Annotated in this window: 12 protein-coding genes and 1 pseudogene; 11 read left to right on the top strand and 2 right to left on the bottom strand. The window is 48.5% G+C overall.

From position 1 onward, the window contains the following. Window positions 1-55: 55 nt before the first annotated feature. Complete coding sequence (locus tag BQ7489_RS05895) at window positions 56-1,225, bottom strand: ATP-binding protein (protein WP_004294410.1); 1,170 nt, start codon at window positions 1,223-1,225, stop codon at window positions 56-58. Window positions 1,226-1,608: 383 nt separating this feature from the next. Here BQ7489_RS05895 and BQ7489_RS05885 point away from each other — a divergent pair, with 383 nt between their 5' ends. From BQ7489_RS05885 to BQ7489_RS17570, 5 genes and pseudogenes are all read left to right on the top strand, one after another. Further along, on the top strand, window positions 1,609-1,833 hold the full coding sequence (locus tag BQ7489_RS05885; protein ID WP_004294411.1) for a DUF7688 family protein: 225 nt from the start codon (window positions 1,609-1,611) through the stop codon (window positions 1,831-1,833). Between the two features lie 56 nt (window positions 1,834-1,889). Further along, a pseudogene (locus BQ7489_RS05880) lies at window positions 1,890-2,523 on the top strand (hypothetical protein). Window positions 2,524-2,934: 411 nt separating this feature from the next. Continuing rightward, the gene (locus BQ7489_RS05875) at window positions 2,935-7,911 is read left to right on the top strand and encodes an N-6 DNA methylase (RefSeq protein WP_004294413.1); all 4,977 of its coding nucleotides are present in this window, start codon (window positions 2,935-2,937) and stop codon (window positions 7,909-7,911) included. A gap of 524 nt (window positions 7,912-8,435) precedes the next feature. Next, on the top strand, window positions 8,436-8,834 hold the full coding sequence (locus tag BQ7489_RS05865) for a hypothetical protein (RefSeq protein WP_007219661.1): 399 nt from the start codon (window positions 8,436-8,438) through the stop codon (window positions 8,832-8,834). Between the two features lie 145 nt (window positions 8,835-8,979). Continuing rightward, window positions 8,980-9,261, top strand: a complete 282-nt coding sequence (locus BQ7489_RS17570; RefSeq protein WP_137570003.1) for a hypothetical protein — start codon at window positions 8,980-8,982, stop codon at window positions 9,259-9,261. On the opposite strand, the gene BQ7489_RS17565 is transcribed toward BQ7489_RS17570, so the two are convergent. Beyond that, on the bottom strand, window positions 9,243-9,566 hold the full coding sequence (locus BQ7489_RS17565) for a hypothetical protein (protein WP_017140666.1): 324 nt from the start codon (window positions 9,564-9,566) through the stop codon (window positions 9,243-9,245). The genes BQ7489_RS17570 and BQ7489_RS17565 overlap by 19 nt on opposite strands. Window positions 9,567-9,648: 82 nt before the next feature. Here BQ7489_RS17565 and BQ7489_RS05860 point away from each other — a divergent pair, with 82 nt between their 5' ends. The 6 genes from BQ7489_RS05860 (at window position 9,649) to BQ7489_RS05840 (ending at window position 13,764) form a co-directional block, all read left to right on the top strand. Next, window positions 9,649-10,095 (top strand): hypothetical protein, encoded by a 447-nt coding sequence (locus tag BQ7489_RS05860; RefSeq protein WP_004294415.1) that lies wholly within the window; start codon window positions 9,649-9,651, stop codon window positions 10,093-10,095. A 44-nt stretch (window positions 10,096-10,139) separates the two neighbouring features. Beyond that, window positions 10,140-10,511 carry a hypothetical protein gene (locus tag BQ7489_RS17560; RefSeq protein ID WP_007219658.1) on the top strand — a complete coding sequence of 124 codons (372 nt, stop codon included), beginning with the start codon at window positions 10,140-10,142 and terminating at the stop codon, window positions 10,509-10,511. Between the two features lie 51 nt (window positions 10,512-10,562). Then, the gene (locus BQ7489_RS05855) at window positions 10,563-10,976 is read left to right on the top strand and encodes a single-stranded DNA-binding protein (protein ID WP_004294417.1); all 414 of its coding nucleotides are present in this window, start codon (window positions 10,563-10,565) and stop codon (window positions 10,974-10,976) included. A 593-nt stretch (window positions 10,977-11,569) separates the two neighbouring features. Continuing rightward, entirely contained in the window at window positions 11,570-12,403 is an 834-nt protein-coding gene (locus BQ7489_RS05850; RefSeq protein WP_004294418.1) for an SH3 domain-containing protein, read from the top strand. 41 nt (window positions 12,404-12,444) lie between these two features. Further along, entirely contained in the window at window positions 12,445-12,873 is a 429-nt protein-coding gene (locus tag BQ7489_RS05845; RefSeq protein WP_004294419.1) for an energy transducer TonB, read from the top strand. A 30-nt stretch (window positions 12,874-12,903) separates the two neighbouring features. Continuing rightward, complete coding sequence (locus BQ7489_RS05840; RefSeq protein ID WP_004294420.1) at window positions 12,904-13,764, top strand: energy transducer TonB; 861 nt, start codon at window positions 12,904-12,906, stop codon at window positions 13,762-13,764. The last annotated feature ends 2 nt before the right edge of the window (window positions 13,765-13,766 follow it).

Here is a 13,766-nt window from a genome sequence, read left to right as displayed (position 1 = left end):
TAAATACGTCTATATCGTTTAGGTTGATTGACGGTACCTTTTGTCTCCTTCGAAATCAATCCAGCACATTGTCCAGATGAGTGTAATTCAAGAGTTTGATTTCCCCTGCGGTGTTTTCGAGCGTGCCTGCATAGATCACCGCCTTGCCCTCTACAGGACCTTTGACCCAGCCGTCCATCTGTTTTAATGCCTTTTCAAAATCAGCATGGTAAGTCATTGCCGACTTGATTTCGATACCGTAAAATTCCGAACCTTTTTTCAACAACAAATCGACCTCGTTCTGGTTCGAATCCCGGTAGAAATAGAGGTTGCTCTCCTTACCTTGGTTGTATCTCCGTTTCAACGCTTCCGTTACGATGAAATTTTCGAACAACGCTCCCCGCATTTTATCCCTTGCAAGCTGTTCCGGCGATTCGATGCCGAGCAAATGGCAGGCAAGCCCCGTGTCCGTGAAGTAGAGTTTGGGCGTTTTGGTCAGCCGTTTGCGCGTATTTTCGAAATATGGTGGCAGTAGGGCCACGATATAGGATGCCTGCAATACAGACAGCCACGCTGTAACCGTATGGGAACTGATGCCGATTTCGTTCGCCAGCTCGGAGGCTTTGAACAACGAGCCGATACGCCCGGCACATAACCGGATAAACGTGTGGAACTGCATCATGTCCTTGATTTGCAACAAATCGCGCACGTCCTTGTCCAGATAGGTTTTCATGTACGCCGGATATAGGAATTTGGGTACGTTGCGCCCTGAATAAATGGCGGGATAGAACCCGTTAAACAACAGATGGTCGAGCGGCGTATCGGCAGCTATCTCCCGTATCTCGGAGTAGGACATGGGCAGCAGCTCGAATACAGCGGTACGTCCCGCCAAGGACTGAGTAACCTTTTTCAGCATGGCGAACTGCGAACTGCCCGAAAGGATGAAGCGTCGGTCTGCATCAGCGTCCACCATACCTTGGATATACGACAAAAGGTTCGGGGCATTATGCACTTCGTCGAGAATCATGCCCTCCGTGTGCTGGTTCAGAAAAGCGACCGGGTCGTTTTCGGCAAAGCTCCGCACGTCGAGGTTCTCCAAAGAGTAGTACGGCAGGTGCGGAAACAGATTACGGATCAGCGTCGTCTTGCCGGACTGTCGGGGCCCGGTAACGGTTATGACCGAAAAGTAACGGTACGCCTCTTCTATCACGGCGGATAATTCCCTGCGTATATATTTTGTCTCCATATTTGTTTATGCAATTTTGAAATACGACTGCAAAATTACATAAATCCTGTTGCGGCGCAAATTTTTCGGGGTAGTTTCTCCTGCCTGTCGCCGTTTTTTTTCTGTTGTATCGGCAATTTTCTCTCTCACGTTGGCGGATCTGCCTTTCTCTTTTTGTCGGCGAATGTAGGACAAAGCGCATAAACGCCAAGCCGCATTCCATTCGGATGGCGAAAACAGACCATTGCATAGTCGGTTTTCTATCCGGGTTTGGCTCATTATGCCGATGCTTTATCCTCTCTCTGCCTTAAAAAGTCGAAAAACAGACCTGCACCGCAAGGCGAAAGCAGGGAAAGAAAAAAACGGCTTTCAATGTTTAACGAACTCTTAAAAACAAAACGAGTATGACAGATGAAATCAGACAGGACGGCAAAGTGGTGCTGTCGAGCGAGGACGGGTTTTCTATCCCGATGTTCTTCAACAACTTATGCGGCAAGAACTTTTCCGGCGAAAAATACCGGGATTATATCAAGTATGTAGCCCTCGGCGAGATGGGCTTCAAGCCCGGTATTATCGAGTTCTATCGGGACGGGGTACTGCAAAGAACGGGCGAAATCCCGAAGCCCTGAACCGCAAGCCCCGAAAATTCAACAACGAGAAAAACAGAACTTAATGATTTGCAGATATGGAAGCATTTACTATTCACCCGGCGGAAGCCTATCTCCGCAACGAACAAAACCCTACGTCATTGTATGTAAAGATTGAGGGGAAACGCAGGCGTTTGTTTATCAACCGTAACGAAAATGTCATCGGCATTGTCGCACCGGGGAAACGGAAAAGAGGCTATATTTTTACGAACTGGGCAAGTATCGAGGAGATATATTACCCGTCCCAAGAGCAGGAGGCAGGCAGTGGACACGGACAGGAAAATGATTTTAAAATACCAGAAACTTGCCCAGCTCGCTACACACGCGAATGACTGGCTGCGTAAAATCGCCAATGCCGATTTGGAAAAATCCCTTTACGAGAACCGCATTACGACCGGCACACGCATAGACGGCCAGTGTATCCGGCTTTCCACAATCGAAAAATATTGCGGTAGTGTGGATATGCACCTTTTCAGGGAAGCCGTGAAACAGGGTAAACAGTTTTCTACCGTGCGTTTCGACTTTCGCGGATATGACGGTACGCTATGGTGCGAGCCGCGAGAAAACGGCGATGTGATGGCTGGTTTTAGCAAGGAATATCGCGGCTGTCTGAACGGTTACTATTACTTGCTTATCAACGATGAATACATGATAGGTTACGACATCGACTGATTGTACAATGAAACTATAATCCGTATCGGGTAAGGCTCGATACGGGTTTTGTATTTCGGTCTGCCGACGGCACGATGCCCTGTTATACGATGATTTTCTCCTTTTCTATGCCCGTTTCGTCCTGTTGCCCTTGTACCCATTCTCATACCTCCCTCTTTTAGCTGTCGGTTTCCGTGCCCAGCCTTGCAGCGACCTGCGGGGTATTATTTTTCCGCAAAGGTATCCGGCAGTTCCAATCCTGCCAATGCCGGCTACGCCGCGAGTGAGGCGTAAAAATCTTCCTCTCCGTTGTCGAGCGTATTTTTTCGCTTCAGCCTTGTTCGATTGTCCCTGCCACCTTCAAAGGGCAGAAAAATAATCCCTGCGGTCGCAAACAGGCCGAACAGAGGGAAACAAAAACAAGGTTAAATTATGAGTTACAACAAATTGAAATCACTGGTGGCAAACGTGGAAGCCATTGCAACGGCAATGAAAATCCGTATCGACGACCGACAGGCCACCGACCAAGAGAAAGAGGTATTATCCCGATATTCCGGTTTCGGGGGTATTAAAGACGTGTTGAGCATAGGAACGGAACACACCGTCAGCAATGATGTGGCCGAGCATATCCACAGGTTGCAAGACCTGATAGAAGCATATCCTTATTATGACGATGCCATGCGGCAAGCCGTCATCGACAGTATAAAATCCTCCGTCCTGACCGCTTTTTACACGCCGAAATTCCTCATAGACGCAGTAGCCCGGCAGATACACGCCACATTCATGGATAACGGCCTGCAAATGCGCACCTTTCTCGAACCCAGTGCGGGAATCGGCGGTTTTCTGCCCGTCGCCATGCCCGACACTCGCGGTTACGCCTTTGAAAAAGATTGCCTTACGGGACTTATCCTGTCGCTTCTGCATGATAAGACAACCACGGTAACGGCAGGTTTCGAGACGATAGCCGACCAGCATCTGGAGCATGGGAGCTTCGATGTTATCGCCTCGAATATCCCGTTCGGCAATTTCCGGGTATTCGATGCGGAAATGTGGAAGAAAGGCGGCATGTACGAACAGTCAGCCAAGACCATACACAACTACTTTTTTGTCAAGGCAATGGAGCTGTTGAACGAGGGCGGCCTACTGGCGTTCGTTGCGCCGAGAGGAATTGCCGACACACCGGGCAACAAGTTCGTGCGCGAGTACCTCGTCAACCATGCCGACCTCATAACGGCCCTACGGCTGCCCGATACCCTTTTCATGCAGACAAGTGGCATAGAGGTAGGGAGCGACCTCTTGATATTCCAGAAACACAGCCGCAAGGCGACCCTCTCGTTACGGGAGAAGATGTTTTTGCAGGTCTCCAAGGAAAAGGCCGACACGGCAGGAACAATGACCGACTATGCGAATAAAATCTTTACCCTCCCCAAGACCGCCCTTGCCACGGACAGTCGCATTGCGCTGAACCAGTTCGGAAAGTACGTTCGCAAATACCAGTGGTTAGGCGATGAAAACGCCATGTCCCAATACCTTTCCGCACTGCTCAAATACGATTTCGACCGCTATTTTCGCAAGGCTCTTTTCGGCGGTCACGGCCAAGACAACGCCCCCGTACAGATGTCTCTTTTCGGCGAGCCGCAGACAGCCAAAGGCATACGTGCCTACACAGAGGACATGGAAACATGGATGAAGAACGGCGCAATGGTCGTTTTCGAGGGGCAGGTAGGTACGCTCCGGTTCCGCAAGTCGAGCCGTTACACGGAGACAGCCGTCGATTTCGTGCCGGTGGACGATGGCAAGGTAAACACGGACAGGGCCGCCGACTATTTCCCCATACGCAAGGCGTATTTCGAGCTGTCCGGCAGGGAACGGGAAGAACAAAAGGAGTACCCGGAGTTCCGTAAACAACTCAATGCCCTATATGACGCCTTTGTTGCCAAATGGGGATTCTTCCACGATAACGACAACAAGGAGTTTATCATGCTCGACAGTCTCGGTACGGAGGTGTTCACGATAGAAATGCAGGTCGGCAGGGACATCTTCAAAGCCGACATCATGCGTGAACCCGTTGCTTTCAAAAAGATAAACGACACGGAAACGCTCACACCAATAGAAGCTCTGGCAAGCAGTCTGAACTTTTACGGCAAGGTCGATATGGACTACATGGCACAAGCCACAGGCAAGGACGAAGAAGAAATCATCGAAGCCCTGCAAGGGGAAATCTTCTACAATCCGGCAGCCGGAGAATGGGAGCACAAAGGGAAGTTCCTTGCCGGAAATGTCATAGCCAAGCAGCAAGAGACACTTTCATTTCTCCCTGACCTCACCGGAAAGGAGAAAGAATGGGTCGAAGCGTCTGCAAAGGCACTGGAGAACGCCATACCCGAACCGATACCCTATGAAGAACTCGACATCAACATGGGCGAGCGGTGGATAGATACGAAACTGTACGCCGATTTTGCTTCCGAACTCTTCGGAGTGGGTGCGAACGTGATGTATTTCGACGTGAACGACACTTACTTGATTCGGCTGCAGGGATATTCGCCTGTGGCATACAATACCTATTCCGTGCGCAGCTACAACGGCGAGGACTTGTTTGTACACGCCCTGCACGATACCGTTCCCGAAATAACGAGAGAGGAATACCGGGATGGCAGCAAGGTACGAGTACCGGACGAGGAAGCCATACAGGAAGCCGCCGCCAAGATACAGGAAATCAGAGAACGTTTCAACCAGTGGCTCGACAACGAGCCTTTGGAAGTCCGGGACGAACTGGTAAGGACATACAACGAGCGTTTCAACTGTTACGTGCGTCCGCACTACGACGGCTCGGCGCAGACATTCCCCGGCCTCTCTTTCGAGCAGTTCTCCTACGACAGCCTCTATCCGTCGCAAAAGGACGCCATTTGGATGATAAAGCAGAACGGCGGCGGTATCTGTTGGCACGAGGTCGGCACGGGCAAGACGATGATTATGTGCGTGGCCGCTTATGAGTTGAAACGTCTCGGAATGGTTCAGAAGCCTCTCATTATCGGACTGAAAGCCAACGTGCACGAGATTGCCGACACGTTCCGCAAGGCATATCCCGCAGCCAAGGTGCTCTATCCGGGCAAGGAAGATTTCACCCCTGCCAACCGCAAAGAGGTATTTTCAAAGATCAAGAACAATAACTGGGATTGTATTATCTTGACACACGACCAGTTCAGCAAGATTCCGCAGTCCGAAGAAACCATGTACGACATATTCTCGGAAGAACTGGCCGACGTGGAGCGCAGCCTCGAAGTGTTGGAACAGTCCACCATGCGCTACCGGAGCGGCAGAATGCAGAAAGGACTGGAAACCCGGAAACAGAACCTTAAAGCCAAGCTCGCCGAACTGCAGATGAAGATAGACCGCCGGAAAGACGATACCGTCGATTTCCGCTTGATGGGCATAGACCACATATTTGTGGACGAATGCCACTGCTATAAAAATCTGATGTTCCAGACACGCCACACGAGAGTAGCGGGTATCGGCAACGCACAAGGCTCGCAAAGGGCGATGAACCTTTTGTTTGCCATTCGGGACATTCAACGCCGCACGGGAAAGGACTTGGGGGCTACGTTCCTTTCCGGTACGGTGGTCGTAAATGCGCTGACCGAACTGTACGTGATGTTCAAATACCTGCGTCCGAGGGAACTCAAACGGCAACAAGTAAGCTGTTTCGACGCTTGGGCGGCTATCTTCACGAAAAAGACCGCTGATTACGAGCTGAACGTAACGGGTACGATAAAGCGCAAAGAGCGTTTCCGTACTTATATCAAAGTGCCGGAACTGGCGATGTTCCTGCGGGAGATTACCGACTATCGTACCGCCGACATGATAAACCTCGACGTGCCGGACAAAAACGTGCGTTTCCTTTCCAGTGCGCCCACTATCCAACAAGAGGAAATGATCGGGCGGCTCGTCGCCTTTGCACACAGCGGACAATGGGAAGATTTGGGGTTGGATATTCCGCAACCGGACAATCTCGACAAGGCAAAAATGCTTGTCGCTACCAACGTGGCACGCAAGATGTCCCTCGATATGCGCTTGTTGGGCGACAAGTTCGGCGACGACGGGAACAACAAGGCTTCTATCTGCGCACGGACAATCTACGACTACTACGTGCGTTCGACCGCCAACCGGGGTACACAGTTCGTCTTCAGCGACCTTTCCACCTACAAGCCGAACGAGTGGAACATCTACAGCGACATCAAGGACAAACTGGTGGCTATGGGGATTCCTGCCGATGAAATCCAGTTTATCCAGTGCGCCAAGACCGAACGGGCGAGAAAGAAACTCTTTGCGGACATGAACAGTGGCAGGGTACGGGTGTTGTTCGGCTCTACCTCGATGTTGGGAACGGGAGTGAACGCACAGGAAAGGGCCGTGGCGGTGCATCATCTGGAGATACCTTGGCGCCCCGCTGACATGGAACAGCGCAACGGCAGGGCGGTACGCAAGGGCAACACCGTCAAGCTCTGGGGAAACAACACTGTGGACGTGGTGATTTATGGCACTGAAAAGACACTCGACGCTTACAAGTTTAACCTGTTGAAGAACAAGCAGATGTTCATTAACCAAATCAACAACGGCACGATTGCCGTGCGCCGTATCGACGAGGACGCTATGGACGAGGACAACGGCATGAACTTCGCCGAGTTCGTGGCTCTCTTGTCGGGAAATACCGACCTGTTGGAGAAAACAAAACTCGACAACAAGATTATGCAGCTCGAAAAGGAACAGGCCATTTTCAAGAAAGACCGCATCAGGGCCGAACGCAAGATAGCCGCCAATCAGGAAGATATGATAAAGGCCGAGAGTGCGGCAGAACGCATGACACAGGACTGGGAGTATATCACCTCTTACACCGGAGACCGGACGACCCGGTTGTTGAACCTCGCACAAGCTACGGCGGAAGAGACCGGACGGGAACTGCACCGCATTTCCAAAACCTACCGCAACGGGGCAATCAGCACGATAGGCACGTATGCCGGATTGAACCTGTCGGTGTACAGTGAATATGACATGGGCGGTACATTCTACCGCAACACGTTCCTCGTCGAGGGTGTAAGCGGGCTGAAATACCGTTGCGGCATATCGGGAGCATTGCCTCTGGGCTTCGTGGAATCCTCCCGATACCCGCAAGCCGCCCTTGAAAAGCTGCCCGGCATGATTGAGGAACAACGGCAGAAGATAGCCAAGCTGGAGAGCGAGATACCTACCTTAGAGACAATCATAGCCCGTAAGTGGAGCAAGGCGGACGAGTTGGCAAGGCTCAAACAGGAGTGCAACGCTTTACAGCACCGGATTGACGAAAGCATGAAAGAGGCGGAACGCACGCAGCCAGTCCTTTCCGGACACGAGGCCGGCGACAAAGCGGCCTGACCGTAATTCATAAATTTAACCTTTTCCCTCTGTTCAGTTCACAATGACTGGGCAGGGGGATTTTTTTCACCTTACGGTCTGCCGACGGCCATACCCGGTTGTAGCGGAATCTGCCCCTTGTACCTCCGATGACTCCTTTTATATCATACTCCTTTTTATAAGCAGACTTCTGCTTCCACCTCTTGTAGATTGAGTTACCATCACGGACCGACGACCGCAAAGCCCGACACTTTTTTCCCGCAAAGTTGATTGCATCTCAAAACTTTGCCGCAAGGCCCATCTTCGATTTTCCTGATGAAAAATCTTCCTTCTCATTTCATTCCAAGCGTATTTTTCATGGAATCCTTGCCGCAAATCCTATGATGCAAAGACGAGGCAGAAAAAAGCATCGGACTTCCCTCCCTGTAATCGTTCGAACCGAGGGAAATAAAAACTTAAAAACAAATTGAAACATGGAAAGAAATTACAAAAGATACGCCCACGTGAATAAATAACTTGTATAACCCATAAAAATAATTCAAAAAATGAAACTTACAATGTATGAGCTTGAAAACAACCGGCAGACGCAGGAACGCGGCGAGAACCACCTGTACGATTCAGATTGTCCGGACATGCTGCCGGAACAAGACCCCGAACTGCCGCCGAAAGAGGACGCTTTCTACGACAAGGTTTTCGTTTGCGGCAAATCCGAACTCTCCCGCCGGGAACTGGAATCCTTGCCGGAACCATTCGACACCTGTCATGTTACGGACGAACAGATGGAACAGATCGTGTTTGAAACGGAAATGGAGACACGCGACAGGCTGCGGCTCGGTGACAATGAATCCATAGATTTTGACGACGACCGCCATAGTGAAGTCTGGTGGGAAGAAATGGAAAAGACAGTGGTAAGGCATGGCATACCATACTACGAAGACGAATAACCAAAATGTAACCTGCTCATCACATGCCAATGATGACGGATCGCCGCCATAGCTGCGGCGGTCATTTTTTCAAAACGAGGCTTCCTCCTTTTTTACCTTCAGGCTGTTTCCCCATTATATACCGGCTTTCCCAACCCGTGAACCAGTGGAAAGTCTGTGCCGTAACAAGTCGTCAGGGAAAGGTACGGGAGGCCCGTTCAAAACCGGCGGCAGCCCGGATCGTGCCGTTCCATGCCGGAGCTTCGACCTGTCGAAACAACACGGTATTCCACAGCCCGACCGGTCTTTATGCCGCTGGTTTCGGACTTTCCGCCTCTGTTCCGTATCTTTCCCTTGTGACCTGCCACGTCAAGGGCAAACGGCGATACTTCTTATCCGCCCCGCGCTTTCATTCCGCTCGGTCGAAATTCAGGCGTGGGACGGATAAGGAGAATCCCTTTCATGTTTGCCCCGGCAGACCATTGCCTGACCCGCCCAAGCCGCACTCTTTTCTACTTCATTTTCTCCTGCATTTATATCCGGCAAGGCCGTACCCCCTTTTACCGTCATACTTTCCGGACCGTTCCCGTCTCTTCTCTGCCGTTGCCGTCCGATTTTCCAACTGCAAAGGTCGGCTGCCGCGCTTGATCCGGCGGCTTGAAGTGCATTCCCTGCAAATTCTTCCTTTCTGCGAAAGAGTAATTGGCCGGGAAAACCGCTGTATGAAGCCCTGCCGGCAGTCGTGTACCGCATCTGTAAAATCCCGGAACGGTTCAAGCAGAGAAAAGAACCGAAAAAAGGGTAAAAAACAGATGTTTCACATAAAAGACAAGAGATGGACAAGAAAAACTGTAAAACAGGCAAACGCACAAAACGGCAGGTTGAAAAAATCCTGATGGTTATCGACGTCAAACGGGAAATCATAGATATTCTTCAGATAACCAATCGGCGTTTTATGTATAACCCGCAAACAGGCACTTTGATTTTAGGAGATGAAATGTACGGCAAAAGTATTTGCAGCTCCCATTCGCAAGAGTTCTACGCCTCAAAAGCAGAAGGACGCTTCGATGATTATTTGCGTGGGTGGATAGGTGTCTCGAAGAGCTATCCCCACGGTATTGTTCATTTTGCCCCCGCTGTCAGCATGGAACAGTTCGACTGTGGATTTGACGCGTTGCAAATGTTCGCCAGACTTGAGGGTGTAAACGGAGCTACTATCGTTCGGGGATTTTGCACTATGCCGGAACAGAGGATGGGGGATTTGCTGCCTTCCTCTCTTTGAGATACCGGCCCGGTCAAAATAGGCTATAAACGGGAATCGTGCCTATGGCAACACCATTGGCGGAGGGCACGATATCCGTTTATAAATACCGCAACTCCGTTGGCGGCTTCCTTTTATACCTCTCTCTTTCCCTCTGCTCTTATACTTTGGCGAAGCCCTCTTCCCTTTATATCAGTTATAGATATAACCTCTACGGTCTCCTCTCTGCCATCGCCGTCCGGTTTTTCAGATGCAAAGGTCGGCTGCCGCGCTTGATCCGGCGGCTTGAAGTGCATTTCTTGCAAATTCTTCCTTCTACGAAGAGTAATTGGCAAGAAAAGCCGTCGCATAAAGCTCTACCGGCAGCCATGTACCGCATCTATAAAATCCCGGAACGGTTCAGGCAGAGAAAGGAACCGAAAGAAGGGAAAAAATAAACAGTTAGGTAACGGCAGGACCAACCACCTTGCCACAAACAATTTTCTATTATGTTACATGTTCACACTATCGGACGCATCGGCAAAGATTGCCAGGTTATTTCAGGAGTACACGGCTCATTCATGGCTATGGACATAGCCGTTGACGATTATTCAAGAGGACAAAACACTACCACTTGGATAAGGGTACGTAGCAACAAGGACAACCATATCCATTTGTCCGAATATCTGACGAAAGGAAGACTCATACTCGTTGACGGTACGCTGTCATCTTCCCTGTGGAAAGACAAGAATGGCGAGAGCCAAATACAGCTCTCCATCACGGCAGAAAGCATTGCCTTTATCAATACCGGAAAACGCGAGGGTGCGGCAGCCGGAGCGGACAACGATGTAAACGGTGCAGACAGCGCACCCGTTCCTCCCGCCGATTTCCCGCAGGACGAAAAGGAGGATTTGCCCTTCTGATAAGATAACAACTATCTGAAAATAAGCAGATACTAAATATAGTATTTACTAATCATAGTAAAATAGGAAATTAGTAAACCTATTCTTGTTAAAATTAGTAGATACTATATTTTTGTTTTTTAGTTTCGTCCTTTCTTAAGAGTTCATACATCTCAAACATTTTTTCTATCCTTACAGAGTTTTTCAGAAAATGTTAGCCCATTATTTAATAGATTTGTCTTTCTTGCAGTTTATTTAATATTGGTTTTAGCACAATAGACTTAAAATCCACTCCTAACTTTAAGAAAATCACGGTATATAAGGTCCTGTTTCATGAAATTTCACTACCTTTGTGCCGGATTGAGGAAACTCTTTCCAAGACATATTAGAAAAGAAAGAAGCGTTATGCTTATCTCGAAGTCGGGAACGTAGGAAATTCAAGACTATTCAGAGAGAAAAGCGTAATTGGTTTCTCACGCTATAGCGTGGGCTGCTATTACCATACTCTGAATAAAGGTTATTCCTACGACCTCCGACTTAGAACGTGGCATTTGCAGTTCCACGCTTCGTGGTTTAATCAAGCAGACTCTACGGGACTGCAAGAGTCTTAATTTATGATGAACAGATATAGCCAGCAAAGTATTTGTATGCTGAAGAATATGTTCGTTAGCAGAAACATTGTTAAATGGGTTTTGTTTCTAATCCTTAATTTTTCCCTATGTACGCAATCTTTTGCAGATCATTATCGAGTGACCGCTCCCAACGGTCTTAATGTACGAGCTTCAGCCAATAAAAACGGAAAACTATTAGGACAATTGTCTAAGGATAACGTGATTGATGTTGTATCTATAGAAAACGGATGGGCTAATATCAATTATAATGGCTGGCAGGGTTATGTCAGCGCATCGTATCTGGAAGCCGTAACAGAAACAGACGAAGCGGGTACTTCCACCAAAGAAGAGTCATGGGACTTAACCTCTTGGTTGTTTGATTCCGAAGGAGAATCGGCTTGGTTCACAGCGATAAAGTGGATACTGTTTTTAGGCATAGCCATCTACATTATCAAGATTGTGTTACAATTCTTCGCATTGATGCTGGTTGTAGGTTTGATTGTTGGAGCGATTGGATTGGCAGTAGGTTTTATTCTTGATTGGCTGGGTTGGATAGACTCTGGTACCATGTGGGATATGGCCCAATGGGGATTCAGTATAGGCAACGGGATAGGTCTTATTATGGGTATTCTCGGTTTTAAAGACTTGCATAAGGGAGCGACGGAGTCTTGGAGCGGTTCATCATCAAGCAGTTCAAGTGGTTTGAAAACAGCAAGTTTTACTGATTCTGGAACATTATATCATCTTACACAAGATTCTCCCTATAGCGAGTGTGATTATACCGACCAATTTGGCGGCAAATGGGGACGCGACAGTTCCGGATTTTATCGCAAATAAATGAATAATGTAACGTATTGATAATTAAACAATAAAACTGTATGAAAAAACAAATTATTTTGAGCAGTTTACTATCCGCACTGCTGATTGGCAATTGTTTGGATACACAGGCTGCAAATGAGGCAAGAACTATCAATGATTTGCCTTCGATGGCAAAAGTTTCCCAGAACAAGAGAGAGGTGTCTCCGGAATTTCCCGGTGGTATCACCGCATTGGTACAATTTTTATCAAAGAATCTAAAGTATCCGACAGTTTGCAAGGAACAGAAAATACAAGGCAAAGTGTTGGTGAAATTTACAGTCAAGAGCGATGGCTCTATCTCAAATATTCGTGTTACCAAGTCTGTAGATCCTTATTTGGATAAGGAAGCTGTCCGCGTAGTGAAGTCCATGCCTCGTTGGATTCCCGGTACACAGGATGGCAAACCGGTAAATGTGGAATACACTCTGCCTATCACGTTTAAACTCTGATGAATCTAAAAACTATAAAACGATATACGTATGAAGCGATTATCTATTTTACTATGCCTCATTGTCTTAGGGGTATTTTTCATGAGTCATGCGACTTTTGCGCAAACAAGTTTTTCCATTCCTCCCAAGAGTTATCCGGTAAATGTGCCGTTCAAATGCGATGCCGGAGTGGATCGTTATTGGCATGTTACCAGCGTTACTTGTACGGGACGCGCCAATGGCGGCTATAAATTTCAGATAAAGGGAGTGGCACAGAAGACAAGCCGCAGTTTGCCCATAGACTTGTTCTACCTGATGCCGGGCAATCGGATAAAAACAGCGGGCACTTATTATTTCCCACGTATCGAGGAGGGAAAAACATTCAGTTTCGAAGTGGTATCGGCATTCTCCGGGTACGCTCCTTCCAAGTTTAACGGTTTTCTTATCTCCAGTGAAGTGTTGCAAAGAATATTACAACAGGAACTGGAAGAGCAAAAAGAAACAGACAAAGATACTCCCGAAAGAAGATTTGGTATGCCAACCACTCCGAAGGAAGATAGACGAGAACCGGCACAATCCAAGGTAAGCCCCAATAAGGTGTACAAAGGCAGCGAGGTGGATAAGGAGCCGGAATACCCCGGTGGAAACCAAGCATTGCTGGCGGATATTGCCCGAAGCATACGTTATCCCATGATCTGCAAACAGCAGAAGATTCAGGGCGACGTGCTTGTTTCCTTTATAGTGGAGAAAGACGGTTCGGTATCTGATGTTACGGCTGTGAAAAAGGTTCATGCCAATCTCAATACCGAAGCCGTAAGAGTGGTCAAGTCCTTAAAGGAATGGACACCCGGAATCAAAGACGGACAGCCTGTACGGGTACAGTCTGCCGTATATGTCACTTTTAGTCTTTAATT

The organism is Bacteroides ilei (assembly GCF_900128495.1).
Lineage (GTDB): Bacteria > Bacteroidota > Bacteroidia > Bacteroidales > Bacteroidaceae > Phocaeicola > Phocaeicola ilei.
This window is presented reverse-complemented; position numbering and strand designations above follow the sequence as displayed.